The sequence below is a fragment of the Cupriavidus respiraculi genome, assembly GCF_914271545.1.
Taxonomy (GTDB): Bacteria; Pseudomonadota; Gammaproteobacteria; order Burkholderiales; family Burkholderiaceae; genus Cupriavidus; species Cupriavidus respiraculi.
In genome coordinates this window covers 144812-171806 of sequence record NZ_CAJZAH010000002.1, presented here as the reverse complement: position 1 = coordinate 171806, position 26995 = coordinate 144812, and the positions used below count along the sequence as shown (strand labels likewise).

Sequence of the window (26995 nt, the reverse complement as noted above, 5' to 3'; positions counted from 1 at the left end):
GGCGGGAGAGGGGAGCAAAGCGGTGCTTCACGCGAGCTTGCGCGCCAGTTGCCCGAGCTTCGCCACCGCCGCCTCCATCGCCGCATTCCAGGGATGCCCATAGTTGAGCCGGATGCAGTTGCGAAAGCCCCGCCGCGCGGAGAACAGCGGCCCCGGCGCGATGCCGATGCCGTGCTCCAGCGCCACGCGGTGCAGCGCGAGGGCATCGAAGCCCGGCGCGAATTCGACCCACAGGAAATACCCGCCATCGGGATGGGTCACGCGCACGTTGTCGGGAAAATGCTGGCCGATGGCCTCGATCAGCTTGCCTTGCTGCGTCTCCAGCGCATGGCGCAGCCGGCGCAGGTGCTTGTCGTAGCCGCCGTGCTGAAGATATTCCGCCAGTGCGAGCTGAGTGGGCACGCCGGCCGACAGCGTGGTCATCAGCTTGAGCCGCTGGATCGTCCCGCCATAGCGGCCCGGCGCGACCCAGCCGATGCGAAAGCCCGGCGCGAGCGACTTGGAGAACGAGCCGCAATGCATCACCAGCCCTTCGGTGTCGAAGGCCTTGGCCGGCAGCGGGCAGCGGTTGCCGAAATACAGCTCCCCATAGACGTCGTCCTCGATCAGCGGCACCTGATGGCGCGCCAGCAGCGCCACGAGGTCGGCCTTGGCGGTCTCGGCCATGCTGGCGCCCATGGGGTTCTGGAACTGCGTCATGAACCAGCAGGCCTTGACCGGGTGCCGCTTCAGCGCATGGGCCAGCGCATCCAGATCGATGCCGCCGCGCGGATGCACGGGGATCTCGACGGCTTTCATGCGCAGCCGCTCCAGCGCCTGGAGCGCGCCATAGAAGCCGGGCGATTCGATGGCGACCACGTCGCCGGGCTGGGCCACCGCCATCAGACACAGGTTCAGCGCTTCCAGCGCGCCGTTGGTGACGATGATGTCGTCGGCCGGCTGCGGCACCCCCGCGCCCAGGTAGCGCAGCCCGATCTGCTGGCGCAGCGTCTGGTTGCCCGGCGGCAGGTCGTTGACGGAGTACCACGGGTCCAGCGTCCTGCCGGCGCGGGACAACGACTTGCCCAGGCGTTCCCAGGGAAACAGCTCCGGCGACGGAAAGGCCGAGCCCAGCTGCACCAGTTCGCGGTCGCGCGCGGCGTCGAGCACGGAGAACACCAGGCGCGAGATATCGACGTCCGTGGATACCTCGGGCGAGGGCCGCACCGCCGGCTGCGGCAGCTGGCGCGCCGGAAGGCCGGCGACGTAGTAGCCGGAGCGCTCGCGCGCGCGCACCAGGCCGCGTTCCTCCAGCCGGTAGTAGGCCTGGAAGGCCGTGGCCGGGCTCACGCCGTAGTGCGCCACGGTCTTGCGGATCGACGGCATGCGAGCCCCGGGCGGCAGGCTGCCGTTGCGGATGTCGCGCGCCAGCGTCTCGGCGAGTTCTTCGTAGCGTTTCATGGGCGGGGCGATGCAGCGTTGCCGGCGTGCGAGGGCGGCCGGAATCCGAACTGATACGGAAAACTATCACAGAACTGATGCTGTTACGGTGGCGAGAAGCGCCCGATAATGCGGTCTGTGATATTGGGCAGGCGCTCGTTCGCGCCCGCCGGCCAGGAAAACCATCATGAATCCGATTCGACTGATTGTGACCGTGCTGTGGGGCTTTCTGGGCTTGCGCGGCGGAGAACAGCACCGGCGCGACCTGCAGAACGTGCGGCCCATTCCGCTGATCGTCACCGGCGTGATGCTGACCGCCGCGCTGGTCGGCGGCCTCGTCATGCTGGCAAACTGGGCCGTGTCCCACGCCTGACCGCCGGGCATGCCTGTTCCGCCACGGGCGGCCGATGCGGCCGCCGCCATTTCGTCATGACTCTTACTTTCCTACGGCGCCCGCGCATGGCGCGCGCCATCGCGGCCCGCTTGCGCCGGGCGCGCGCGTTGCTGGCCATGCTGCCTGCGCTGGCCGCGAGTCCGGCGGTGTTCGCGCAGGCCAGCACCGCTGCCCCCGCCATCGCCACGGCCGCCACGCCGGCGGCCCATGCCAGCGCGCAAATCGAACGCGGCCGCTACCTGGCCCGCGCCGCCAACTGCATGGCCTGCCATACCAGCGCCAACGGCGCACCGTTCGCCGGCGGCCTGCCGCTGGACACGCCCGTGGGCCGCGTCTACTCGACCAATATCACGCCCGACCCCGAGACCGGCATCGGCGCCTATACGTTCGCCGACTTCGACCGCGCGGTGCGGCGCGGCATCGCGCGCCATGGCGAGCGGCTCTATCCGGCCATGCCGTACCCCTCCTATGCGCGGATGGACGACCGCGACGTGGAGGCGCTGTTCGCCTTTCTGCAGGCCGAGGTCAAGCCGGTGCGCCAGGACAATCCCGATGCGGACATGCGCTGGCCGTTCAGCATGCGCTGGCTGCTGCGGGTGTGGAACTGGCTGTTCCTGGACAGCGCGCCGATCCAGGCGGATGCCGCCAAAGGAGAGGCGTGGAATCGCGGGGCCTATCTGGTACAGGCGGTCGGCCACTGCGGGGCCTGCCACACGCCGCGCGGGGTGCTGTTCGCCGAGAAGGCGCTGGACGAGCGCAGCCGCGATTTCCTCTCCGGCGCGCAGGTGTCCGGCTGGTCGGCCAGCAACCTGACCGGAGACCAGCTCACCGGACTCGGCAGCTGGTCCGCCCCGGAGATCGCCGAATACCTGCGCACCGGTCGCAACGTCCATGCGACCTCGTTCGGGCCGATGTCCGAGGTCATCTCGTCGTCGACGCAGTACCTGAGCGATCCCGACCTGCAGGCCATCGCGGTCTACCTGAAGTCGCTGCCGGGCCGGCGCGGCGAGACGCAGCCCTTCCGCTACGACGCCTCCACCGCCGCGCAGCTCGCCGAGGGCCGCTTCGACGCCGCGGGCGCGCGCCAGTACGCGCAGTACTGCATGCCCTGCCACGGCGCCAACGGCAAGGGCTTCGCCCGCGTGTTCCCGCCGCTGGCCGGCAATGCCACCGTGCTGGACCCCAGCCCCGCGTCGCTGATCAATCTGCTGCTCGACGGCGCGGTGACCGCACGCGTGGAGACGGCGCCCACCGACTACCACATGCCCGGCTACGGCTGGACCCTGGACGACCAGGAACTGGCCAACGTGCTGACGTTTATCCGCACCAGCTGGGGCAATGGCGCGACGCCGGTCGATGCCGCCGCGGTGGCACGCCGCCGCGCCGAACTGGGCAGCGCGCTGACGGCGCCGGCCGAGCGCTGACGAGACCACCATGACGATTACGCGCAGAGATTTCCTGAACGGCGCCGCGCTGGCCATCGCCGGTGGCATGGCGCCGGTGCAATGGCTGCATGCGCAGGGCGGCGGCGGTGCCGCGCCCTCGGGCGCCTACTACCCGCCGGCGCTGACCGGCATGCGGGGCAACCACCCCGGTACCTTCACGCTGGCCCACAGCCTGGCGCGCGAGGGCGCGCGCTATCCGGGCGTGCTGGCGCGCGAGGCGTACGACCTCGTCGTGGTCGGGGCCGGCATCAGCGGCCTGGCCGCGGCGTGGTTCTACCAGCGCCGGCACGGCGGCAACAAGCGCATCCTGATCCTGGACAACCACGACGACTTCGGCGGCCATGCCAAGCGCAACGAATTCACCGTCAGGGGGCAACGGCTGGTGACCTACGGCGGCAGTGCCGAGATGCCGCCGTCCGCGCTGGACGACAGCGCCATGGCCACGCTGCTGGACGGGCTTGGCGTCGATGCGCGCCGCCTTGGCGCCGCCGCCCCGCTCGACCCCTACGCCGGCCGCGGTATGGGCCGCGCGGTGTTCTTCGACCGCGAGCATTTCGGGCGGGACCAGTTGGTGCCAGGCGATCCGTTTGGCGAGCGGATGGACGGCGTGACCGCCAAGGCCGACGCCGTCCGCCGATTCCTCGACGCGGCACCGCTGCCCGCGGCCGACCGCGAAGCGCTGGCGCGGCTGATGGAAGGCGGTATCGACTACCTGGCCGGCATGCCGCAGGCCGAGCGCATGGCCCACCTCCAGCGCACCAGCTATACGGCGTTCCTGCGCGAACGGGCAGGTCTCGGCCTCGCGGGCCAGCGCTTCCTGCGTGGCCGCACCCACGATGCCTTCGCGCTCGACGCGGAAGGCGTGTCGGTCTTCGATGCCTGCGCAATCGGCCTGCCGGCCGGCGCCAATATGCCGCAGCCGGGCGAGCAGGCGCGCGAACTCGGCAAGTCGCCCGCCTCGCGCCTGTGGTTTCCCGATGGCCATGCGTCGCTCGCACGCCTGCTGGTGCAGCGGATGATTCCGGGGGTGGCGCCCGGGGCCACGGCCGAGCGTATCGCCGCCGCGCGCTTCGACTACGGCAAGCTCGATACGGACGCATCGACGGTAAGGGTCCGGCTGAACAGCACCGCCATCGCCATCGAGCCGGATACGCGGCTGGTGCGCGTGACCTACGGCTGGCAGGGCAACCTGCACCGCGTGGAAGCGGCGCACGTGGTCCTCGCCGGCTACAACATGATGGTGCCGTACATGGCGCCGGCGCTGCCCGACGCGCAGAAGCGGGCGCTGCGCGACGAGGTCAAGGCGCCGCTGGTCTATGCCAAGGTCGCGCTGGACAACTGGCGCGCTTTCGACGCGCTCAAGGCCCGCCGCATCCACGCGCCCACCATGGCGTACTCGGACCTGTGGCTGGAAACGCCCGCGGCCGCCGGTCCCGACGCCCCCGTGGTGCTGCACATGCTGTACGTGCCCACCGTGCCGGACAGCGGCATGAAGGCGCGCGACCGCTTTCGCGCGGGGCGGGCGCTGCTGCTGGGCACACCGTTCGAGCAGCTCGAGCGGGGCATCCGCGCTCAGCTCGACCGCATGCTGGGGCAGGGCGGGTTTGCGTCCGGCGACGTGGTGCGCGGCATCACGGTCAACCGCTGGGCGCACGGCTACAGCTACCGGCCCAACACGCTGTTCGACGACCCGGCGGCCGCCCAGGCAGCCCTGGCGCGTTCGCGCGCGCCCTATGGCCTGGTCACCATCGCCGGCGCGGACAGCGCGGGCAGCCCGTCGGTCACGGCGGCGGTGAGCCAGGCGTGGCGAGCGATCGAGGAATTGCGGGCTTAGACTCTCGAATTGCGGCGGTCTGCTTCCCTCTCCTGTTCGCGGGAGAGGGGAAAAAGCAGAGCCTTATGCCGCCTCTCCACTGCGTCCTGTGCCGGCCGCACGGCTCTCGTTCGCCGCATCCGCGCGCCGCGCCTTTTCCATGCCGCGATAGTTCAGCGCCACTAGCGCGAACTGCAATACCACGAGCGCGTAGGCGCTGCTGTACAGCCCCCAGACGATCCACAGGGCGTTGCTGAGCAGGAAGACCCAGAAGCCGGCCTTGCGCCGGCCCGCGTGGCGCGAGCCCACCAGCCAGGTGGCGGCCACCGTCACGGCCATCGCCGGCCATTGCAGTACGTCGATCCAATCCATAGCGTTCGTTCCAGTCGGACGGTCCGGTAAAAACTTCCCGGAGTATCTACAAAGCGACAAAGCGAGGCGGTACGTGGCCCCGGCAGACCCGCGCGCCTGCGCTTTGCGCGCCATTTCCGGTTGCGGTTGCAACAGCCGTGCCGAAGCGAGCGCGTTGGAACGATGCTTGCGTCCCACTGTGGGGCGCGGCGCCGCCGGTGTGCCGCCGGCAGCGAGGAGGCCCGCATGAAAGCACTTTGTTGGCACGGCAAGCACGATGTACGTTGCGACACGGTGCCCGATCCGGTGATCGAGCATCCGCGCGACGCCATCATCAGGGTCAGCAGCTGCGCGATCTGCGGCTCGGATCTGCACCTGTACAACCACTTCATTCCCGGCATGGAAAGCGGCGACGTGCTCGGCCACGAATTCATGGGCGAGGTGGTCGAGGTCGGACCGGAGAACCGCCGGCTGAAGGTGGGCGACCGCGTGGTGGTGCCGTTCACGATCATCTGCGGCGAATGCGACCAGTGCCGGCGCGGCAATTTCTCGGTGTGCGAGCGGACCAACCGCAACAAGGCAACGGCGGACAAGGCGTTCGGGCATACGGGCGCCGGCCTGTTCGGCTACAGCCATCTGACCGGCGGTTACGCGGGCGGCCAGGCCGAGTATGTGCGCGTGCCCTATGCGGACGTCGCTCCGGTCAAGATCCCGGACGGACTGACCGACGAGCAGGTGCTGTTTCTGGGCGACATCCTGCCAACCGGCTGGCAGGCCGCCGCCCAGTGCGAGATCCAGCCCGAGGACGTCGTCGCGATCTGGGGCGCGGGACCGGTCGGCCAGTTCTGCGCGCTCAGCGCGCTGCTGATGGGCGCGCGCCAGGTGATCGTAATCGACCGCGTGCCCGAGCGACTGATCATGGCGCAGCGACTGGGCGCGACCACGATCGACTTCGAACACCACAGCGTGGTGGAGATGCTCAACGAGCTGACCTTGGGCAAGGGGCCTGACAAGTGCATCGACGCGGTGGGACTGGAGGCGCATGCAGCCGGCTCCCTGGATTCGATGTACGACCGCGTCAAGCAGGCCGTGATGCTCGAGTCCGATCGCCCGCACGTGCTGCGCGAAATGATCTATGTGTGCCGCCCGGCCGGCATCCTGTCGGTGCCGGGCGTGTATGGCGGACTGGTGGACAAGATCCCCATGGGGCCCCTGATGAACAAGGGCCTGACTTTGCGCGCCGGACAGACGCACGTAAACCGCTGGACCGACGATCTGCTGCGGCGCATCCAGGAAGGGCAGATCGACCCAACGTTCGTGATCACGCACCAGGCCACGCTGGAGGACGGCCCCGGGCTGTATGAGACCTTCCGGCAGAAGCACGATGGCTGCATCAAGGTGGTGTTGAAGCCTTGAACGATGTTCCCCGGCCGCGCGAGCGGGACGGATGCGAGGCCCCATGAAGATCCATCACCTGAACTGCATCTCCACTTGTCCGCTTGGCGGCAGGCTGATGGACGGCCGCAGCCGCAGCATGTTCGAACGCGGCGAGCTCGCCTGCCATTGCCTTCTCGTGGAACTGGCCGACACGCTCGTGCTGGTCGACACGGGCCTCGGGCGCCGCGACGTGGCGGACCCGCGCTCGCGCCTGAGCGCGTTTTTTCTCGGGCTGGTAAAGCCCGAGTTCCGCGACGAGATGACTGCCTACCGGCAGGTGCAGGCGCTGGGCTTCGATCCGCGCGACGTACGCCATATCGTGCTGACGCATCTGGACTTCGACCATGCGGGCGGTCTCGACGATTTTCCGTGGGCGACGGTGCACCTGATGGGTGTGGAGAAGGACTATGCGCTGCGCCAGCTCACGTGGCTGGACCGGCAGCGCTTCCGGCCGCAGCAGTGGTCCACGCAGGGCGCATGGCGCAGCTACGCGCCCGACGCCGGGGAAGACTGGTACGGCTTCCAGCGCGTGCGCGTGCTCGACGGCCTGCCGCCCGAGATCGTGATGGTGCCCTTGCCGGGCCATACGCATGGCCATGCCGGCATTGCGGTGCGGCGCGGGGAGGGCTGGCTGCTGCAGGCCGGCGACGCCTACTTCTTCCGCGACGAAATGGACCCCGTGTCGCCGTACTGCACGCCGGGACTGCGCTTCTACCAGTGGATGATGGAGAAGGACCGCGCGGCGCGGTTGCTCGCGCAGCGGCGGCTGCGCCAGCTGCATGCGGAGCACGGCGGCCACGTCACCGTGTGCTGCGGGCACGATATCGTCGAGTTCGAGGCATTGGCGGGACGGCATGCGGGCCTGCCCGCGGGAGCGCTGGCGTCGTCCGCTGGCCATTCCGCCGTGCGGTAACGGATTGACACCATCGCGAAAGATTTACATGTCGCATCGCGGTTGCAGGAGGAACGCCATCCAAACTGGAACGCCCGCCCTCGAAGTCTTCCCGCGCCCGTGCGGGGTTGCGTAGCGGCGACCGCGGCGCACCGGGACGCACACGAGCCATCGCACATCGGCGTGCGGGCACGGCCATTGCAACTCGTGTTGGGCCACTGAGGCGCCATGTCCACACCGACCCCACGGAGGATCACCATGTTCATTCACAACAAGCGATTGCAGTACACCGTTCGTGTAGCACGCCCCGATCCGGGCCTCGCCAATCTGCTGCTGGAGCAATTCGGTGGTCCGCAGGGCGAACTCGCCGCCGCGTGCCGCTATTTCACGCAGGCGCTGGGCGAGGATGATCCGGGCCGCAAGGACATGCTGCTGGATATCGCCACCGAGGAGCTGAGCCACCTGGAAGTGATCGGCTCGATCGTGGCGATGCTGAACAAGGGCGCCAAGGGCGAACTTGCGGAAGGTATCGAACAGGAGGCCGAGCTGTATCGCTCGCTGTCCGGCCCCGGCAACGACAGCCACGTCACGCAGCTGCTGTACGGCGGCGGCCCCCCGCTGGTGAACTCGGCCGGCGTGCCGTGGACCGCGGCGTATATCGATACCATCGGCGAGCCTACCGCCGACCTGCGCTCCAATATCGCGGCCGAGGCGCGCGCCAAGATCATCTACGAGCGGCTGATCAATGTCACCGACGATCCGGGCATCAAGGAGGCGCTGGGCTTCCTGATGACGCGCGAGGTGTCGCACCAGAAGTCGTTCGAGAAGGCGCTGTATTCGATGCAGCCCAGCTTCCCTCCGGGCAAGGCCCCGCCGATGCCGGAATTCGCCAGCGTCTACTACAAGATGTCGCAGGGCGAAGCGCTGCGCGGACCGTGGAACGCCGACAGCAACTTCGAGTTCGTCGAACGTCCCGAACCCGCGGTGGATGGCGGCGACGGTCTGGCCCAGGTGCAACTGGACCCGGATCAGGCCAGCACGCTGGAAGCGGCTGCCATGCGCACGGAGTCGGACGTGAACAGCGACCCGGTGACCGGCGCGGATCTGGGACGGGGTGACGACACCGATCTGCCGGAGAAGGCGAAGTAAGGATTGTCGCTACGATTTAGCGCTCACCCTCACCGCCGGCCCCTCTCCCGCGCGCGGGAGAGGGGAGCAAACCGCCGACATATCGATGCCGCTGGTGTGCTCCCTCTCCCGCGGGCGGAAGAGGGCGGGGGTGAGGGTGAGGGCTAGCAGGAGCCAGAAGCGCACGCAGCGGTATGCCTGCCGGCCGTCAGCCGCTCACCAGACCCGCAACTCTCAACCCCACTCCCGAATCGCCATTCCGATCATCGCGACATTCATCGCAATGATCAGCGTCACAGCGATGCTCGCGAGCACGATCACCAGCGGGCGGTTCGCATATTCGCCCATCACCGAGCGCCGGCTGGTAAGCCAGATCAGCGGCACCACGGCGAACGGCAATTGCAGGCTGAGAATGACCTGGCTCAGCACGAGAAGGCTGCCGATGCCGGAATCCCCGTAGGCCACCGCCACGAACATCGCTGGAATGATGGCGATGCCGCGCGTGACCAGGCGCCGCGCCCACGGCGGCAGCCGCAGTTGCACGAAGCCTTCCATCACGATCTGCCCGGCCAGCGTCGCCGTGACCGCCGAGCTTTGCCCCGAGGCCAGCAGCGCCACGCCGAACAGCACGCTGGCGACGGTGGTGCCAGTCAGCGGCCCGAGCAGGTGATAGGCGGCGCGCAAGTCGTTGACCTCGTGCATGCCGCCCGTATGGAACACCGCGCCCGCGGTGACGAGAATTGCCGCGTTGATGAAGAAGGCGATCACCAGCGCCACCATGATGTCGATGGTGTAGTACGCCATCGTCGTGGCCTTGGACTCGTTGCCGCTGGAGATGCGCTGCGGCCCGACCATCGACGAATGCAGATACAGGTTGTGCGGCATCACGGTGGCCCCGATGATGCCGATCGCGATATAGAGCATGTTGACGTCGGTCATGATGCGCGGCCCCGGCACGAAGCCCTGCATCACCGACGGCCAGTGCGGCTGCACCAGCACGAGGTTGATCGCGAAGCAGATGAACACCACGGCGAACAGCGAGATCACCACTGCCTCCAGCTGGCGGTATCCACGCTGCTGCAACGCGAGAATGAGCAGCACGTCGAGCACGGTGGCCGCGACGCCCCAGGTCAGCGGAATGCCGAACAGCAGGTTCAGCGCGATGGCGGTGCCGATTACCTCGGCCAGGTCCGTCGCGCAGATCGCGATCTCGCACAGCAGCCATTGCGCCAGCGCCGACTTGCGGCCCGAATGGCGGCGGCAGGCCTGCGCGAGATCCATGCCGGACACCACCCCCAGCCGCGCCGCCAGCGTCTGCAGCAGCATCGCGATCAGGCTGGACATCAGCACGATCCACAGCAGCGAATAGCCGTAGCCGGAGCCGGCGGCAAGATCGGTGGCCCAGTTGCCCGGGTCCATGTAGCCCACCGCCACCAGATAGCCGGGACCGAGGAAGGCGAGCAGCCGCCGCCAGTGCAGCGGGCCGCGACGCGGCCGGCGCGGCGGACCGAAGCCGGTCGCCTCGGGCGCGGTATCGCCGGCGGTACCGGCTGCAGCGGAAGACGCGATGTCCGGAGGTGGCATGAAAAATCTACGCACCCCTGCGGTCAGGGGCGCGCTGAAGGATTAGGGGTTGGGCGCGTTGCGCCGGCGGCCGGCCCGTGCGGGCGGCCGGCTTACGGAAGGGGGCGGGCGTTCGGATCGCCGCCCGGATCGCGGCGGGCGGCTCAGATGCCGAGGCCAAAGGCCTTGGCTACCAGAATAAAGCCGCCAACGCCGTTGATAGTCAAGCCCAGCGCCATGCGTAACGGATGGGCACGCCAGTCTTGTCGCCAATGCTTCATGATGCCTCTCCGACGGTGCGGCCCCATGATGGATGCGGGGCTCACGATTCGTCAATGCCAAAGCATGGGGCGTGCCTGAGAGAGCTGCAGAGCGGGCAGGGGCGCCGTCTGCGCTCTCACCGGCCCCCGGAATGCCCGCCTCAGGCGAGCTGCGGGCCAGGATTCTCCGGCACCTCTTCGGTCAGGAGGTTTTCGAGCCGCTGGAACACTCTCCGTGTTGCGCCGCGCGCCTCCAGCGCGAACAGCAGCAGCGAGCGGCCCGTGACCTGGTAGGTGTCCCCAGTCACGAAGCTCGCCAGCTCCTCCCGTACGGGCGCGTTGGTGTCGATCAGGCAGGTCCATTGATCGCTGCCCGCAACGTCCGGCAGAGTGAACTCCACCACGTCGTGGTAGGCGTTGAACACCAGCAGCAGGGTGGCGTCGGAGCCGAGGCGCCGGATGCCGCTGACGCGCGCACGGCCATCGATCACCAGCCCGAAGCAGCGCATCGAGGCGTCGCCCCAGTGCTCGGGCGTCAGCTCGTCGCCCGCCGCGCTGATCCATTTGACATCGGCCACATCGAGTTCGGGATCGCGCTCGCCGGTCAGGAAGCGGCCGCGCCGCAGTACCGGCAGCGTGCGTCGCAGGGTCGTCAGCTTGCGCACGAACTCGATCAGCGCGGTGCCGCTTTCGCCGATGTCCCAGTTGACCCAACTGATATCGGTGTCCTGGCAATAGGCATTGTTGTTGCCGTTCTGCGTGCGACCGAACTCGTCGCCCGCGAGCAGCATCGGCGTGCCTTGCGACAGCAGCAGCGTGGCCAGCATATTGCGCTTCTGGCGCTCTCGCAGCGCGCACACCTCCTCGTCGTCGGTCGGTCCTTCCGCGCCGCAATTCCACGAGCGGTTGTCCGAGCTGCCGTCCTGGTTGTCCTCGCCGTTGGCCTCGTTGTGCTTCTCGTTGTACGACACCAGGTCGTGCAGCGTGAAGCCATCGTGCGCCGCGATGAAATTGACGCTGGCCCACGGCCGGCGGCCGCGGTGATTGAACATGTCGCCCGATGCCGTGATGCGCGCCGCGAGGTCGGGCGCGAGTCCTTCCTCGCCGCGCCAGAAGTCCCGCACGGTGTCGCGGTACTTGTCGTTCCACTCGGCCCAGCCCGGCGGGAAGTTGCCCACCTGGTAGCCGCCGGGGCCGCAGTCCCACGGTTCGGCGATCAGCTTGACGCCGGACAGGATGGGGTCCTGCCGGCAGGCCTTCAGGAAGCCGCTTTCGTAGTCGTAGCCGCCCGGCTCGCGCGCGAGGATGGTGGCCAGGTCGAAGCGGAAGCCGTCCACGTTCATCTCGGTCACCCAGTAGCGCAGGCTGTCGGTGACCATCTGCAGCACGCGCGGATGCGACAGGTTCAGCGTATTGCCGGTGCCGGTGTCGTTGATGTAGTAGCGCTTCTGGTCGGGCAGCAGCCGGTAGTAGGAAAGATTGTCGATGCCGCGGAACGACAGGGTCGCGCCCAGCTCGCTGCCCTCGGCCGTGTGGTTGTAGACCACGTCCAGAATGATCTCCAGCCCCGCGTCGTGGAAGCGGTCGATCATCTGCTTGAGCTCGCTGACCGCGCCCGGCCCCCGCGCGAAATAGCGCGGATCGGGCGCGAAAAAGCCGATGGTGTTGTAGCCCCAGAAGTTGGTCAGGCCCTTGTCCAGCAGATGGCTGTCATTCAGGAAGGCGTGGATGGGCAGAAGTTCGACCGACGTCACGCCCAGGCTCTTGATATGGTCGATCACCGCCTTCTGCCCGAGCCCCTCAAACGTGCCGCGCAGATGCTCGGGCACGGCGGGATGGCGTTTGGTGTAGCCGCGCACATGGGTCTCGTAGAAGATAGTCTGCTGCCACGGCACCAGCAGGCGGGTAGGGTGCTCCCAGGTGAAGGTCTGGTCCACGACCTGGCACTTGGGCATGAAGGGCGCGCTGTCGCGCTCGTCGAAGCTCAGGTCGCCGTCGTCGGCGCCGATGGTGTAGCCGAAGACCGCCGGGTCCCACTTCAGCTCGCCGACGTAGGCCTTGGCGTAGGGATCAAGCAATAGCTTGTTCGGATTGAAGCGATGCCCCGCTTCGGGCTCGTACGGCCCATGCACGCGATAGCCGTACACGGCGCCGGGCTGAAGGCCGTCGACGCGCACGTGCCATACCTCGTCGGTGTATTCGGGCAACGTAATGCGCTCGACTTCACGCGTGCCGTTATCGTCGAACAGGCACAGCTCCACCTTGGTGGCGTTCGCCGAAAAGATGGCGAAGTTGACGCCATTGCCATCCCAGGTGGCGCCGAGCGGAAAGGGGAGTCCTTCACTGATTTTGTGCGATGACATGTTGCTGGATGCTCCGGGCGGCTCTGCTAGGCGCGAGGAATTCGCGCCGACTGAGCAGTGGAGCATGCAGCGTGCCTACCGCGGGCGAGCGACGAGGTCGCGCAGGCAATGGGCCGCGGGCCGTGGCGGCAATGCCCGTGTTGTAGTTTTTTCGCGCCGGTCTGCGGCGCCGGACGCAAAACTACAAGGACGCGGGCCGCCCCAGGAATGCGGGCCGGCCCGGCCGCTGGCGCGCCTACTTGGCCAGGTAGGCGGCCACCAGCGTGTCCCAGCGCAGGGCGCGCTCGGCCGTCTTGCCGGCGTCATCGGTCAGCCGGGTGGTGAAGAGGCTGTTGGCGGAAGCATCGATGCGGCCGCTACCCGTTCCTCCGGTCTCCCGCTGATAGCTGAACTCGCCCTGCCATAGCGTGAGGGCCTCGCCGTTGCGGGCAAACAGCATCCCGTGCCCAGTGCTGTAGCGCAGTCCGCCGACCGTGCCGTCCATCCGCAGCACACCGGCAGTCAGCCCCTGGTACTGCGGGTCTTCCAGCTTCGGCTCCATGTCGAAACGCGCCTCGTCGATCTGCGTCGTGTACGCGGCACCGTCCTGATGGATGGTGAGGGTGGCGTCGTCCAGCAGCACGGCAGGACGCGCGCCGACGTACATCGACGCCGCCACGTTGCCGGGAGCGCCGAAGGCCGCGCGGTCCATCCATTGGCCCGTCACCCTGAACAACGTCGCGGGCTTGGTGGAGGGCGCGCCCGAGTCCGCATGCAGGCGCATGTCGAAGGTCACGTGCCCGGCGATATCCGGCTTCGGCGCAACGGGATCGCGCGCGTCGTACTTCACGCTCATCGTGCCGGACTTGGCCATGGTCACGCCCGAGATGGGCTCCGCGACGAGGCAGTTCTGGTAGACCATGTCGAAACGATCGCCATCGCTCAGGCCACCGCTGGTGTCCAGATCGACGAACGTCACCGTCACCGAGCCGCGGGAGGCGGTGCCCACCGTGCAGGCGAACTTGCCGGGGCCGCTCGTTGCTGCCTTCTGCAGCCGCTCCAGCGGCTCGACCCGCAGCAGCGTGGGGGCCAGCGCGGTGCGCAGGGCCAGCGTCATGTCGGCGTTCGCGACCGGGGCCTGCGCCTTGGCCTTCGTGCGGGCCTTTTCCAGCGACGTGGACGCGGTGGGGGAATTCGGCATCGCCGCGATGATGCGGTCGATGAGGCTTGGCACGTCCCTCGCCGTGTTGGTGGCCGACGCCCCGAGCAACTTGGCGGCATTGTCGGCTTGCCCGTTGGTCAGCAGGCCGAAGCGCATGGACAGATCGGTACTGGCTCCGAGCGTGTTGTCGATCACCGCGACCGGTTTTTTCTGGGCGGCATTCTGCGCGCGCAACAGTTCGGCCTGTTGGGCAACCAGGGCGGCCTGCGCCTCGACATGCGACAACTGCGTGCTCATGGACGTGGCGCGGATGGTGGCAGCGGCCACTTGCAGCGCGCGCAGCGTCGCGGCGACATGCCCGGCGTCGGTGGGCGGGATCACGGAGTACGGGTTGTCGATCGGCGTCGGCAGCACGCCGGGATAGCCCTCCGGCAGGCCAAGCAGATCGCGGATCATGCGATAGACGTCATCGATCATCCGCTGCGCGGCTTCGATGGCGGCCTGACGGGCGCTCGCCAGGCTGGCGATGTCACCGTTGCGGGCATCGCGGACCTGCTGGATCTTCGTCTCCAGATCTGCCGCGTGGTCGCTGCCGATATGCAGGCCGATCTCGTCGAGCAGGCTCAGCGACACGGGCCGGGTCGCGTCGGCGCCGCAGATGTCCGGCACCAGCACGCGAAGGTTCTGGCCCTTGCCCAGCACCTCGTCCTGGTTCGTCCCCTCGTCGAAGTACACCGTCGAATCCGAACCCACCAGCGCCACCAGCCCGGGGCCGCAACGATCGCGAGGCACCTTGAAGACCGGATCGCCGCTCGCGGGCATCGTCGCCATCAGCGGCGGCGCATCGTCCAGCAGCGGCTGCATGGCCAGCGTTGCGCCAGCACGCACGGTGCCAAGGTGAGGCCGCACAGCCAGGCTGTATTCCTCCGCCTGCGCCGGCGGCGCGGCCGGCGTCTCCGCCCGGTCGCCATCCCCTCCGCACGCCGCCACCAAGCCGGCCGCGGCCAGCGCTATCCATCGTTGTTTCATTGCCCGTTTCCCGTCGAATTGGTCTGTCGGCGGCGTCCGCATCGCGAGCGGGCGCATTGCGCCGGTCTTGTTATCGGCATTGCGGGCGATAGTTTTAGGGCTGGGCTGCCGCCGGCAGGCACTCCGGGCGTTTCCATTCGTCGGTGGCGCGCGGGTCAACAACCCCCGTAGTTCTTGCGCCCACTGGCCGTGATGGTATAAGTCCCGCCCCGCGGCCCCGTGTAGCAGGTCGGACCACCGGCCGCGGGTCTTGCCGCCTGCCGTGTCGTTGCTTTGGGTTCGAGCGTCGTCCCTACGAGATTCGCCGCGCGCGCCGGAGATCCGCCGCCGCCGCCGCCGCCGCGATGACAGTGATAGTCCCCGGTCTTTCGGTTGGTGTGGCAGCCCTCGGCGTTCAGTCCTCCACCGTGGCCGAATGCGGGGCTCACCATCAATAGGGCCAATGCGCCCGCGCCGATCCGTGTTCGCATGGCTGCTGTCTCCCGAAGTCTGGCCCATGTCATCGCGATGTCCCGACATGGTGTCACGCCAGCGTCGGACGCAGAACCCTACGGTCGCGGTATGTCGCGGGCCGGACCCGCGTGCGGATACGCGGGGAACGCCTTGCCCAGTTCCAGCAAGGTGCCGGTCAACCACGGGTCTTGGCCGGGCAGCGCCTGCACGCACGCCGATGCCGGACCTCATCCCCATCGTGCAGGCCGCCCCGCTGCAGCACCGGCGACAGTTGCTTTGGGGGCGGGCGCGGCCGGCCATGGCCTAGACTGGATGCATCGATGCCATCGCCGGACCGGCGCTGAAATCCGGGAGCACCGGCGCCGCACCATGCCATGCCGACCGCCGCCATGACCGCTCCCCGCGTCGCCGCGCTGACCGCCGTCGCGATGCTCGCCTTCGCCGGCAATTCTCTGCTGTGCCGGCTCGCCATGCGCGACGCCGCCATGGACCCGGTCCTGTTCACGCTGGTGCGCATCGGCGCCGCGGCGGCGGTGCTGGCGCTGTGGCAGGGCGCCCGGGGCAGGCTGTGGCCCGTGCGCGCCGACCTGCGCTCGGCCATCGCGCTGTTCGCCTACGCGCTCGCCTTCTCGCTGGCCTATGTGCGGCTGCCGGCTGGCACCGGCGCGCTGCTGCTGTTCGGCGCGGTGCAGGTGACCATGATCGGGTGGGGCCTGTGGCGCGGCGATGCGCTTTTGGCGCGCCAGTGGGCAGGCCTCGCGATCGCGCTGGCCGGGCTGCTCGTGCTGCTGCTGCCGGGCATCGGCGCGCCGGCGCCACACTCGGCCGTGCTGATGGTGCTCGCCGGCGTGGCCTGGGGCGCGTACTCGCTGCGCGGCAAGCGCGCGGCGGACCCGGTGGCCGCCACCGCGGGGAATTTCGTGCTTGCCTTGCCGCTGGCCGTGACCGCGGCGCTGATCCTGGGGGTGGATGGTGGCGCGTCCCGCGCCGGCATGGTGTACGCCATCCTGTCGGGCGCGGTGACCTCTGGTGCCGGCTACGTCGTGTGGTACGCCGCGGTACGGCAGCTGCGTCCGGCCACGGCGGCGGCGGCCCAGCTGAGCGTGCCGGTCATTGCGGCCGCTGGCGGCGCGGTCATGCTGGGCGAGCGGCTGACTGCCACCCTGCTGGTGACGGGCCTCGTCGTGCTGGGAGGCATCGCGCTGATATCGATGCGCCCGGGCGGCACGTCCATGGACGCGGCGGCACGGCGGATGAGGCGGGAGTAGGCAGACGCGGGGCGCGCTGCGTTAGTTCAGTTGCTGGCGCTCGTTCTGCACCGCGCGCAGCAGACTGTTCTGGTAGTCCGACAGCATGCCGTCCGCGGACAACGGCGCGAGCATCGCGATGCTTCGGTCCAGCAGGGCCCGGCGTTCGTTCCGCGATTGGAGATGGCGCACCCGCGACATGCGCCAGCAGGTGAAACCCAGGTCGGCCTTCCACCGCGTATTCTCCGGGTCCAGGCGCACGAGCGACTCCTGCACGACGATGGCCTGGCGGAATTCGCGCAGCGCGCCGGCGGCGTCGGCGGAGGCAAGCAGCGCGTTGCCCAGCTTGCGGTGCGAAATGCCAAGGTCGCGCTGCCAGTCGGCATTGCCGCGGTCCAGCCGGACCAGATCGCCGCGTATCTGCAGCGCCCTGCGGTAGTGTCCCGTGGCTTCACGAACGTGCGCGCGCTCGCTCACGAGCAGATCGCCGATGCTGGAATGGATCCGCGCCATGTCGCGGCGCCACCGGGAGGGCGGGTCGCCGCGGTCGATTAGGCGCTGCGTGATGCGCCCGGCTTCCTCGTACGCCTTTAGCGCGCCGTTCCGATCGCCCAGCGCGGCGAGGCCATCGCCCGTCATCTGGTGGCTGATCGACAGCTCGCGTTGCAGTTCGGCGTTGCCCGGATCCGCGCCGGCCAGCGCGGTCCGTATCCGCTGCGCGCGGCCAAGCATGTCCTGCGCTTCCCGGTGATGGCCCTGGAGGCTGCGGACATAGCCGATCTTTTGCAGGATCCAGGCCGTATTGCGGGTCTGGTCGGCGAGCGGTTCATTGATGCGCAGGGCCTCCGTATAGCTGGCGAGCGCCTGGTCGAACTGGCCGCGCTCGAGGCGCACGTCGCCGATCCGGTAGTGCAGGGTGGCAATGTCACTGGCACGCCGCGTGTTTCTTCCCGCGGGCGGCTGCCCCTGCGCGGCGGCGGACGCGAGCCCTTCCTCGTATGCCGCCAACGCTGCTGTGCGGTTCCCCCGGGCGGCGAACACGCCGCCGCGGCGGATGGCGAGCATCACCATGATGTGCGCGGCGTCCGCGTCGGCGGGATTCGCGGCGAGACGGTCCTGCGCCAGCGTCCGGGCTTGCGTGAACTTCTCGCTGGCGGCGTCGAGGCTGCCCGCGTCGAGCTGTGCGGCGCCCAGGTTGATCAGCGCCAGCGGATCGCGCGGCGTGTAGTCCACCGCACGCTGGTACGCTTGCAGCGCGGCGGCGCTGTCGGTCAGGGAGGCGACAGCGCCTTGCTCGCGCGCCAGTTCCGCCACCAGGTGCAAGTATGCGGTCGGTCCGCTGGCGGCGCCGCTGGTGCTGGCAGTGCTGGCAGTGCTGGCAGTGCTGGCAGTGTCGGTGGCGCTGGTGTCGCTGCCGGTGGTGCCGGAGGTGCTTGGGGGACCCGTGGTGCCGGCGGTGCTCGGCGTGCGGAGATCGGCGTCGGTGGCGCGCCGCGACGCGGCGGCGATAATGGTGGTCGAATCGGTGCCGGCATTGCCGGTGCCCGCACCATTCCCCACCGCCAGCTGGCGCAGTCGCTGTGCCGCTTGCTGTTCCTGCCGGCCGAGCAGCACGGCCAGTGGTTCGGTGTCGCCGGCCTTCAGCGCCACCACGGCCTGCCGGGTGCCGTCGTCCGCCGCGGGCGCGCGGGCCGCGGCGAGCAGGCGGCTGACCGCGCTTTCCAGGTCCGCGACCCGCAGCGCCATCTGCGCCATGTTCGACAGCTCACGGCGTTGCGCGCTGGTCGCCGCGGCCTGGCGCTGCTGGGCGCGCCTCAACCGGCGCGTGTCCGCCAGCAGCGTATTGATGATGCCGCGCGTCTCGCGGTCCACGGTGGTGACCGTGACCGAATTCCAGTCCCCGTCGATATTGATCGCGACGCCGCCCGCGGCGGCATAGGCGGACTGCCGCTCTACCTGGTCCGATGGCGGGGCCGGACGCTCGGCGGCGAGTGCCTGCAGGGCCGCCAGGCAGGCGCCGACGGCCACGGCCCGTTGTGCCCCGGCGGACATCAGTCGCTCGTCTGGATATGGACCTGGTTGCCGTCCCCGCGGATGTTGGTGGCGACGCCCTGCGCATCGGCCTGCGCCTGCTGGCCCGGCTGGCCCGGCTGCGCGCGGATCTCGGGCTTCGGCAGCGGCGGCGCGGAGTCGGTGCGGGGGCCGAATCCCGCCTGGACCAGCAAGGCGGCCGCTGCGGCCACGCCCGCACCGAGGAAGCCGAGCACCGCTCTGTTCGCCGGGTCTTTCAGCCACGTCCAGAGTTTCATACGCCCCCCTCGCGCCGGACACGGCGCTACACCGCGCCTCCGCCGCGCGGAGGAGGCACGCGCCGGCCGCCTCGCGCACGCGCGCGGCGTCCTTCTTCGGCCAGCATAGAAAACGCCGTGCGGAAAGGAAAGCCATGGCCGCGCGGGCGCGGCACCGTGCTGGTGAGGCCGCAGATCGCCGCCTATGATGCCAAAGGGAGCGCGCGGGGCAGGGAGGCAGGCATGGGCAGGAATCTGGCGGTTTTCTTCGACGGCACCTGGAACGAGCCGAACGATCGCACCAACGCCTACACGCTGTACCGCAGCGCGCTGGAGACGGATGGGCAGGAGACGTTCTACGTCGAAGGGGTGGGCACCAAGGGCCGGGGCTTGTGGGCCGCCATCGACAAGTTCGCGGGCGGGGCCTTCGGCGCCGGGCTGTCGGCCAATATCCGGGACGGCTACCGCTGGCTGTCGCAGCGCTACGCCGCCGGCGACAGGCTGTTCCTGTTCGGCTTCAGCCGGGGCGCCTATTCGGCGCGCAGCCTCGCCGGCATGATCCGCAAATGCGGGCTGCTGCGGGAGCCGACGGACGACGGCGTGGGCGAGGCCTATGCGCTGTACCGCGACGAGTGCGCGCCGAAGTCGCCGGAGGCCAGCGCGTTCCGGGACCGTTTCTCGCATGCCGTGGACATCGATTTCGTGGGGGTGTGGGACACGGTGGGCCGCCTTGGCGTTCCGGTCGGCGGCATCCGTTTTCCGGGCTTCTCCGGCTTCTACCAGTTCCACGATACCGAGCTGAGCAATCACGTGCTGCGCGCCTACCACGCGATTGCCGCCAACGAGTATCGCGCGCCCTACGCGCCGACCCTGTGGACGCGCGCCGATGCCTCGGTCCAGCGCCCGGCCGACCGGCCGGTGGAGCAGCGCTGGTTCATCGGCGCCCACGCCGACATTGGCGGCGGCTACGCGGACGGCTGCCTGCACACGCTGCCCGCGCGGTGGCTGCAGCAGCGCGCGCAGGACGCGGGCATGCTGTTCGATCCGCAGCTGGCCATCGGCGAGGACTACGACGCCTGCGAACCGCACCCTTCGTATGAGGAGTTCACCCGCAAGGTGCCGATCCCGATCGACAAGGAGCCGCGCAGCTGGACGCCCGGCGTGGCGCTGAACCTGACCATCGATAGGCGCCTGCGCCAGCGCCTGCTGGCCAATCCGGCCTGTCTCGGCGAGTACACCGCGCTGCGCGAGAACCTGCTTTCGCTGCCGGCGGGCCCGGACTGAGCCCGGCGCCCGTCCGCCCGCTACGCCGCCGTGTAGGCGGTCTTCACCGTCGTGTAGAACTCCTGCGCGTAGCGGCCCTGTTCCCGCGGGCCGTAGCTCGACCCCTTGCGGCCCCCGAACGGCACGTGGAAGTCCACGCCCGCGGTCGGCGCGTTGACCATCACCATGCCGGCCTGCGCGTGCCGCTTGAAATGGGTGGCGAGCTTGAGCGACGTGGTGCAGATGCCCGCGGACAGGCCGAACTCGGTGTCGTTGGCCAGCGCCAGCGCTTCGTCGTAGTCGCGCGCCGCGATCACCGCCGCCACCGGCCCGAACACTTCCTCGCGCGCGATGCGCATGTCGTTGCTGCAGTCCACGAACAGGGCAGGGGAGAAGTAGAAGCCGTCCTTGTCCCGCGCCAGCCGTTCGCCGCCGCACAGCAGCCGCGCGCCGTCCTCCTTGCCGATGGCGATATAGCGCTCGTCCTGCTCCAGCTGGCGGGCGTCCACCACTGGGCCGATCTGCGTGGCGGCGTCGCGCGCGTCGCCCACCACCAGCGCGGCCGTCCGTTCGGCCAGGCGTGCGACGAAGCGGTCGTGGATGCCCTGCGTGACGATGATGCGGCTCGACGCGGTGCAGCGTTGCCCCGTCGAGTAGAACGATCCTTGCAGCGCGACTTCCACCGCCTGTTCGAGGTCGGCGTCGTCGGTCACCACCAGCGGGTTCTTGCCGCCCATCTCGAGCTGGAACTTCGCCAGGCGCTGCACCGCCTGGGTGGCGATGCTGCGGCCCGTGGCCACCGAACCGGTGAAGCTGATGGCATCGACCTGGGGATGCTCGACCATGCGCTGGCCGACATCGCGGCCGCGGCCCAGCACGAGGTTGAACACGCCGGCCGGCAGGCCGGAGCGGCTGAGGATTTCCGCCAGCGCCCAGCTCGAGCCGGGAACGAGTTCGGCCGGCTTGAACACCACGCAATTGCCATACGCCAACGCGGGCGCGATCTTCCACGCCGGAATCGCGATGGGGAAATTCCACGGCGCGATCATGGCCACCACGCCAACGGCCTCGCGCGTGACCTCCACACCGATGCCCGGGCGCACCGACGGCAGCAGTTCGCCCGCGGTGCGCAGGGCCTCGCCGGCGAAGAACTTGAAGATCTGCGCGGCGCGCATGACTTCGCCGGTGGCCTCGGGCAGCGTCTTGCCTTCCTCGCGGGCCAGCAGGTCGCCGAGTTCGGCGCGCCGCTGCAACAGCTCGTTGCCGACGAAGTCCAGCACGTCGAAGCGCTGCTGCGGCGTGGACAGCGACCACTTGCCGAACGCCTGCCGCGCCGCCTGCACCGCGTGGTCCACGACGGCGGCATCGCCCTGCGCGTAATGGTCGATGATGTCGGACAGGTCGGACGGATTGACGTTGGCGCTGCTGGCCGTGCCGGCCGTCCATTCGCCGGCGATGTAGTGGGATTTCATGGTCGGATTCCTTTTGTTTGCTCCCCTCTCCCGCTGGCGGGAGAGGGGAGACAGACAGTAGCGGTGATACGCCGTTATTCCTTCTCGATCCCCGCCGTGCGGATGATGCGGCCCCAGCGATCCAGCTCGGCGAGCTGGAAGCGGCCCAGTTCGTCGGGGCTGGAGGTCGCGATCTCCTGGCCGGACTGCTCCACCACCTGGCGCACGCTCGGCGCGGCCAGCGCGCGGTGGAACAGCTCGGTCACGCGCTGCACCACCGGTTGCGGCGTGTTGGCGGGCGCATAGAGCGCGTTCCAGTACCCGGCCTCATAGCCCGGCAGCGTCTCGGCGATCGGGGGCACGTTCGGCACCAGCGGCGAGCGCTTCGGGCCGCTGATGCCCAGCGCGCGCAGCTTGCCCGAACGCACGTGCGGCAGGCTGGCTGGCAGGTCGACGATCATCAGGTCGGTCTGGCCGGCGACCAGATCGATCACCGCCGGCGGGTTGGCCTTGTACGGGACGTAGTTCATCTCCGTGCCGGTCATCTGCTGGAAGAGTTCGGCAGCGACGCGCGCCGACGAGCTGCCCGACCCGTAGGCGAGCTTGCCAGGGTCCTTCTTGGCCAGCGCGATCATCTCGGGGATGTTGTTGGCCTTCACGTTGGGATTGACCACCAGCAGCTGGTAGCCCTTGGTCATCAGCGTGACGGGCGTGAAGTCCTTGATCGGATCGTAGGGCAGCGTCTTGAGCAGGTGCGGGTTGGCGGCCTGCGTGGTGTTGGTGGTGATGAACAGCGTGTAGCCGTCCGGCTTGGCGCGCGCCACGGTCTGGGCCGCGATGCCGCCCATGGCGCCGGCGCGGTTTTCCACCACCACCGCCTGGCCGGTGAGCCGGGTGATTTCATTGCCGACCGCGCGGGCCAGCCCATCGGTCGCGCTGCCGGCGCTGGAGCCGACCACGACGGTGATGGGACGCGAGGGATAGTTCTGCGCCGCGGCGGTGCCGGTCAGCGAGGCGAAGGCGCAAAGCGCGAGCAGGGTACGACGGAATTGCATCGATGGTCTCCAGTGACGATTTGTTGTTGTGTGGGGGCGCATGGCGTGCGCCATGCGCCGCGGGGATCAGCGCGCCAGGCCCCAGCCGCTCATCAGCTCGCGCAGGCGCTGCTGCTGCGCGTCTGTCAGCGGCCACGCCGAGGGCGCCCGGGTCGCACCGCAGTCGTTTCCCATCAGCGCGAGCGCCGACTTGACCACGGTGACATTGGTGCCGTTGTTCTCCTGGGCCCGCAGTTCCTCGAAGGGCAGCATTTCGCCGATCAGGCGCATGGACAGCGCGTAGTCGCCGGCTTCCAGCGCGCGATGGATCGCCACCGAGCGCTCGGGCATCACGTTGATCAGGCCGGAGGTAAAGCCGCGCGCGCCGACCGCATAGAAGGAGGGCGCCCACACCTCGGCGAGGCCGCCGACCCAGGCCAGCCCGCGGTCGGCGGTGCGGCGGATGGCCTCGGCCAGCACCAGCGGCGTGGGGGAGGCCCACTTGACGCCGACCACCTCGGGGATGCGGCACAGCGCCTCGATGGCGGCCAGGCCGATATTCTCGTTGCGCAGGTAGAGCACCAGCGGCAGGCCCTGGCCCGCCTCGGCGATGCTGCGCACGTAGGAGACCACGCCGCGCGGCGACACGAAGGGATCGGGCGGCTGGTGCACCATCAGCGCGTCGGCGCCGGCCTCGCGGGAGGTGGCGGCCAGCGCGCAAGCCTCGTGGACGCTGCGGCCGACGCCGGCCAGCAGCGGTACGCGGCCGGCCACGTACTCGGCGGCCACATGGACCATGCGCGCGGCTTCCTGCTCGCGCAGGCCATAGAACTCGCTGGTATTGCCGTTGGCGACCAGCACATGCACGCCGGCGCCGACGGCGCGGTCCACCACGGCCGCGAGCGGGCCCGGCGAGACGGTATCATTCGCGTCGAATGGCGTGACCAGGATGCCGGAAATGCCATTGAGCGCCTCGCGCAGCGCGGAACCTTGGAAAGTCGCCACTTGATCTCCTGAACGGGTAGGACATTGGAGGCGCTACTTTAAGAAGGCCCCGGTTCCGCCGTCCAATTCAAACTGGCGATCCGCCAATTCAATTTTTGAATCGTGCTTCAGCTATCCCATCTCCGCAGCTTCGTGGCGGTCGCGACCGAGCTGCATTTCGGCCGCGCCGCGGCGCTGCTGAACATGACCCAGCCGCCGCTGACGCGGCATATCCAGCTGCTCGAACATGAGGTGGGGGTGCAGCTGCTGGAGCGCTCGGGCGGCGCGGTGCGGCTCACGCCCGCGGGCGCAACCTTCCTGCGCGAAGCCGAGGACATCCTGCGCCGCAGCCAGGCCGCGAAGCTGGCGGCGCGCCGCGCCATGCGGGCTGATGCCGGTTGCGTCACGATGGGATTCATTCCGGCGGCCAGCTTCACGCTGCTGCCCCAACTGCTGTCCACGATCCGGGCCAGCCTGCCCGAGGTCCATATCGCGCTGCGGGAAATGCAGACCGACGCGCAGCTCGAAGCCATCGGCGCGGACCGCATCGAGCTGGGCGTGGTCCGGCCGTTCTCGCCGCGCAGCTTCGCGGAGTCAGCGCCGCTGCTGCGCGAGCCGTTCGTGCTGGCCGCGCCGGTCGGCCATCCGCTGCTGCAGGCCGAACGCCTGACGCTCGCCTCGCTCGAGGCGCAGCCTTTCATCGAGTTCTGCCCGTCCGAATCGCGCTATCTGTACGAGATCGTCGCCGGACGCCTGCGCGCCGAGGGCGTGGCGCCCGACACCGTGCAGACGCTCAGCCACACCCATTCGATCCTGTCGCTGGTGGATGCCGGCATGGGCGTCGCGCTGGTGCCGCAGTCGGCCTGGCGGCTCGGCTACGCCGGCGTGGGCTTTCGCCCGCTGGACGAACCGGTGGGACTTGACGTCGAACTGCACCTGGTCTGGCGGCGGGGCAATCCGCACCAGGTGGCGGCTAACGTGCGGGGGCTGCTGCAGCAGGCGTTGCCGGCGGGCGCAAGGAAGGAGGGCAGCGGCTGAGCCGCTGCCGCGGCGGCTCAGGCCGCCTCGCGCACCGTTTCCGGCGAGGGGCGATGGGCGGCGCCCGCCGCCAGCGCGGGATAGCCGGCCGCGAAAACGAGCCTGCCCGCGGACCACGTATGCGTGACCATCGGCTGGCCGGCGACGTGGGCGACCGCGATCACGTCGGCGCGCGCGCCCGGCGCGAGCCGTCCGCGGTCGTGCAGCAGGCACGCGTCGGCCGGATTCGCCGTGACCAGCGCGAGCGCCTCGTTCAGCGGCAGTTCCGAGAGCCGCGCCGCCGCGAACGCGGCCGCGATCAGCGTCGAGGGCTGGTAGTCGGAGCACAGGATATTGCCCACGCCGGCGCGGATGGCGTCGATGGCGCGCATCGAACCGCTCTGGCTGCGGCCGCGCAGCACGTTGGGCGCGCCCAGGATGGTGGGCAGCGCGTGGCTGGCAGCGGCTTGCGCGGTCTCGAGGTTGATGGGGAATTCGCTCATGCGCACGCCCAGGCCATGCATCGTGGCAATGCGCTGCGCCGAATCGTCGTCGTGGCTGGCGGTAGGAATGCCGGCCCGCTGCGCCCGCGACAGCAGCCGTTCGACGCGCTCGTGGGCGCCATCGAGGTCGGCGCTCTTTTTTGCCGCGGCTGCGGCCGCCTCTTCGCGCGTCATGCCGTGGTTGCCCATCATGTAGGCCAGATAGGCGTCCAGCGTCTTGAACTGGCCCTGGCCGGGCGAATGGTCCATCACCGACAGCAGATCGACCACGCCGTCATCCATCAGCGCTTCCAGTACCGGCACCGCCGCGGCGTCGGTCACCTCGTAGCGGCAGTGGATGCGGTTGTCGACGAGGCCGTGGGCGCGCCAGGCGGCGACGGTGCGCACCAGCGTGGCGGCGGTCTCGTTGTTGCGCACGCCCCATTCGCGGCTGGCGAACGACAGCGCATGGTAAGGGGTGGTGATGCCGGCGGCCGCGTTGCGGCGGTCGACCTGCGCGACCGCGAAGTCCAGCGGAAACAGCACGCTGGCGCGCGGCTCGGCCTCCTTCTCGATGGCGTCGCAGTGCACGTCGATCAGGCCGGGCATGACGGTGTGGCCCGGCAGCGCGAGCACGTTGGCATGGGGCGGCACCGCGGCCGGTTCCGGTTCGATCGCGGCGATGCGTCCGTCCTCGATCAGCAGCGCGCTGTCGGGCAGCACGCGGTCGGGCAGGACGAGGGTGATATGGGTCAGGTAGGTGGCGGACATGTCCGGTTCCGTGTCGGGTTCGTGGAAGGCTTGCCGCGGGTTCAGGCGAGGGCCGCGGCCGGTTGCAGCGGCAGCAGCCGCGTGGCCACGGCATCGCGCACCGCTTCGTCGTGGAAGATGCCGATCAGGCAGCGGCCGTCGGCCAGCGCCTCGCGGATCAGTTCGATCACCACCGCGCGGTTGTCGGCGTCGAGCGAGGCGGTGGGCTCGTCCAGCAGCAGGATCGGATGGCCGCCGATCAGGCCGCGCGCGATATTGACGCGCTGCTGCTCGCCGCCCGAGAAGGTGGCCGGCGGCAGATCCCACAGCCGGCGCGGCAGGTTCAGGCGTTCGAGCAGGATGGCCGCGCGCTCCCGCGCCTCGTCGCGGTCCGCGCCGCGCTGCTGCAGGGGATCGGCCACCACGTCCAGCGTGCCGACGCGCGGAATGGCGCGCAGGAACTGGCTGACATAGCCGATCACATGCCGCCGCAGCGCGAGCACGCGCTGCTCCGGGGCGTTGGTCAGCTCCACCCACGGCGCGCCTTCGGCGCTGGTATCGCGCAGCTGGATCGTGCCCTCGGTGGCGAGGTAGTTGCCGTACAGGCAGCGCAACAGGGTGCTCTTGCCAGTGCCGGAGCGCCCGGACAGCACTAGGCATTCGCCAGCGCCCGCCTCGAAATCGACGGCCTGAAGCACCGGCAAACGAATCCCGCCCTGGTTGTGCAACGTGAACATCTTGCCGAGGCCGCGCACGGCGATCAGCGCATTGTTGGGGTTGGCTTGCGTCAT

Annotated in this window: 22 protein-coding genes; 9 read left to right on the top strand and 13 right to left on the bottom strand. The window is 69.4% G+C overall.

Features of this window, described 5'->3' with window-relative positions:
- Nucleotides 1-27: 27 nt before the first annotated feature.
- A complete protein-coding gene (locus LDO27_RS08350; RefSeq protein WP_224041097.1) occupies nucleotides 28-1440 on the bottom strand; it encodes an aminotransferase-like domain-containing protein in 1413 nt (470 codons plus the stop codon).
- A 166-nt stretch (nucleotides 1441-1606) separates the two neighbouring features.
- Here LDO27_RS08350 and LDO27_RS08345 point away from each other — a divergent pair, with 166 nt between their 5' ends.
- The 3 genes from LDO27_RS08345 to LDO27_RS08335 all read left to right on the top strand — a co-directional run bounded on the left by LDO27_RS08345 (nucleotide 1607) and on the right by LDO27_RS08335 (nucleotide 5092).
- The gene (locus tag LDO27_RS08345; RefSeq protein WP_222201068.1) at nucleotides 1607-1792 is read left to right on the top strand and encodes a DUF2970 domain-containing protein; all 186 of its coding nucleotides are present in this window, start codon (nucleotides 1607-1609) and stop codon (nucleotides 1790-1792) included.
- 137 nt (nucleotides 1793-1929) lie between these two features.
- Complete coding sequence (locus LDO27_RS08340) at nucleotides 1930-3237, top strand: c-type cytochrome (RefSeq protein ID WP_222202243.1); 1308 nt, start codon at nucleotides 1930-1932, stop codon at nucleotides 3235-3237.
- A gap of 10 nt (nucleotides 3238-3247) precedes the next feature.
- Nucleotides 3248-5092 carry a flavin monoamine oxidase family protein gene (locus tag LDO27_RS08335; RefSeq protein WP_224041095.1) on the top strand — a complete coding sequence of 615 codons (1845 nt, stop codon included), beginning with the start codon at nucleotides 3248-3250 and terminating at the stop codon, nucleotides 5090-5092.
- Nucleotides 5093-5155: 63 nt separating this feature from the next.
- On the opposite strand, the gene LDO27_RS08330 is transcribed toward LDO27_RS08335, so the two are convergent.
- Complete coding sequence (locus LDO27_RS08330) at nucleotides 5156-5443, bottom strand: hypothetical protein (RefSeq protein ID WP_224041094.1); 288 nt, start codon at nucleotides 5441-5443, stop codon at nucleotides 5156-5158.
- A 225-nt stretch (nucleotides 5444-5668) separates the two neighbouring features.
- On the opposite strand from LDO27_RS08330, the gene LDO27_RS08325 reads away from it, so the two are divergent.
- The 3 genes from LDO27_RS08325 to LDO27_RS08315 all read left to right on the top strand — a co-directional run bounded on the left by LDO27_RS08325 (nucleotide 5669) and on the right by LDO27_RS08315 (nucleotide 8900).
- Entirely contained in the window at nucleotides 5669-6838 is a 1170-nt protein-coding gene (locus LDO27_RS08325; RefSeq protein ID WP_222201065.1) for a zinc-dependent alcohol dehydrogenase, read from the top strand.
- A 43-nt stretch (nucleotides 6839-6881) separates the two neighbouring features.
- Nucleotides 6882-7772, top strand: coding sequence for an MBL fold metallo-hydrolase (locus LDO27_RS08320; RefSeq protein ID WP_224041093.1), 891 nt, complete (start codon nucleotides 6882-6884; stop codon nucleotides 7770-7772).
- Between the two features lie 237 nt (nucleotides 7773-8009).
- Nucleotides 8010-8900 (top strand): manganese catalase family protein, encoded by an 891-nt coding sequence (locus LDO27_RS08315; RefSeq protein ID WP_222201063.1) that lies wholly within the window; start codon nucleotides 8010-8012, stop codon nucleotides 8898-8900.
- Nucleotides 8901-9113: 213 nt separating this feature from the next.
- On the opposite strand, the gene LDO27_RS08310 is transcribed toward LDO27_RS08315, so the two are convergent.
- From LDO27_RS08310 to LDO27_RS08295, 4 genes are all read right to left on the bottom strand, one after another.
- Nucleotides 9114-10463, bottom strand: a complete 1350-nt coding sequence (locus LDO27_RS08310) for an Nramp family divalent metal transporter (protein ID WP_222201062.1) — start codon at nucleotides 10461-10463, stop codon at nucleotides 9114-9116.
- Between the two features lie 400 nt (nucleotides 10464-10863).
- Entirely contained in the window at nucleotides 10864-13065 is a 2202-nt protein-coding gene (gene glgX / locus LDO27_RS08305) for a glycogen debranching protein GlgX (RefSeq protein ID WP_224041092.1), read from the bottom strand.
- Between the two features lie 235 nt (nucleotides 13066-13300).
- Entirely contained in the window at nucleotides 13301-15235 is a 1935-nt protein-coding gene (locus LDO27_RS08300) for a hypothetical protein (protein ID WP_224041091.1), read from the bottom strand.
- A 155-nt stretch (nucleotides 15236-15390) separates the two neighbouring features.
- The gene (locus LDO27_RS08295; protein WP_224042484.1) at nucleotides 15391-15666 is read right to left on the bottom strand and encodes a YHYH domain-containing protein; all 276 of its coding nucleotides are present in this window, start codon (nucleotides 15664-15666) and stop codon (nucleotides 15391-15393) included.
- Between the two features lie 411 nt (nucleotides 15667-16077).
- Here LDO27_RS08295 and LDO27_RS08290 point away from each other — a divergent pair, with 411 nt between their 5' ends.
- Nucleotides 16078-16956, top strand: a complete 879-nt coding sequence (locus LDO27_RS08290) for a DMT family transporter (protein WP_224041090.1) — start codon at nucleotides 16078-16080, stop codon at nucleotides 16954-16956.
- Nucleotides 16957-16977: 21 nt separating this feature from the next.
- On the opposite strand, the gene LDO27_RS08285 is transcribed toward LDO27_RS08290, so the two are convergent.
- Both LDO27_RS08285 and LDO27_RS08280 read right to left on the bottom strand, forming a co-directional pair.
- A complete protein-coding gene (locus LDO27_RS08285; protein WP_224041088.1) occupies nucleotides 16978-18987 on the bottom strand; it encodes a tetratricopeptide repeat protein in 2010 nt (669 codons plus the stop codon).
- Nucleotides 18987-19244 carry a hypothetical protein gene (locus tag LDO27_RS08280; RefSeq protein ID WP_224041086.1) on the bottom strand — a complete coding sequence of 86 codons (258 nt, stop codon included), beginning with the start codon at nucleotides 19242-19244 and terminating at the stop codon, nucleotides 18987-18989. The genes LDO27_RS08285 and LDO27_RS08280 overlap by 1 nt, the downstream gene beginning before the upstream one ends.
- Nucleotides 19245-19466: 222 nt before the next feature.
- Between LDO27_RS08280 and LDO27_RS08275 the strand changes: the two genes are divergently transcribed.
- Nucleotides 19467-20507 carry a DUF2235 domain-containing protein gene (locus tag LDO27_RS08275; RefSeq protein WP_224041084.1) on the top strand — a complete coding sequence of 347 codons (1041 nt, stop codon included), beginning with the start codon at nucleotides 19467-19469 and terminating at the stop codon, nucleotides 20505-20507.
- Nucleotides 20508-20527: 20 nt separating this feature from the next.
- On the opposite strand, the gene LDO27_RS08270 is transcribed toward LDO27_RS08275, so the two are convergent.
- From LDO27_RS08270 to LDO27_RS08260, 3 genes are all read right to left on the bottom strand, one after another.
- A complete protein-coding gene (locus LDO27_RS08270; RefSeq protein ID WP_224041082.1) occupies nucleotides 20528-21958 on the bottom strand; it encodes an aldehyde dehydrogenase family protein in 1431 nt (476 codons plus the stop codon).
- Between the two features lie 74 nt (nucleotides 21959-22032).
- Complete coding sequence (locus tag LDO27_RS08265) at nucleotides 22033-22992, bottom strand: Bug family tripartite tricarboxylate transporter substrate binding protein (protein ID WP_222201048.1); 960 nt, start codon at nucleotides 22990-22992, stop codon at nucleotides 22033-22035.
- 66 nt (nucleotides 22993-23058) lie between these two features.
- Nucleotides 23059-23976: a dihydrodipicolinate synthase family protein gene (locus LDO27_RS08260; RefSeq protein ID WP_222201047.1), complete on the bottom strand. Its 918-nt coding sequence runs from the start codon at nucleotides 23974-23976 to the stop codon at nucleotides 23059-23061.
- Between the two features lie 102 nt (nucleotides 23977-24078).
- Between LDO27_RS08260 and LDO27_RS08255 the strand changes: the two genes are divergently transcribed.
- A complete protein-coding gene (locus LDO27_RS08255) occupies nucleotides 24079-24993 on the top strand; it encodes a LysR family transcriptional regulator (protein WP_224041081.1) in 915 nt (304 codons plus the stop codon).
- 17 nt (nucleotides 24994-25010) lie between these two features.
- Here LDO27_RS08255 and LDO27_RS08250 read toward each other — a convergent pair whose 3' ends face one another.
- Nucleotides 25011-26225, bottom strand: a complete 1215-nt coding sequence (locus LDO27_RS08250) for an alpha-D-ribose 1-methylphosphonate 5-triphosphate diphosphatase (RefSeq protein ID WP_224041080.1) — start codon at nucleotides 26223-26225, stop codon at nucleotides 25011-25013.
- A gap of 41 nt (nucleotides 26226-26266) precedes the next feature.
- Entirely contained in the window at nucleotides 26267-26995 is a 729-nt protein-coding gene (gene phnL / locus LDO27_RS08245) for a phosphonate C-P lyase system protein PhnL (RefSeq protein ID WP_224041079.1), read from the bottom strand.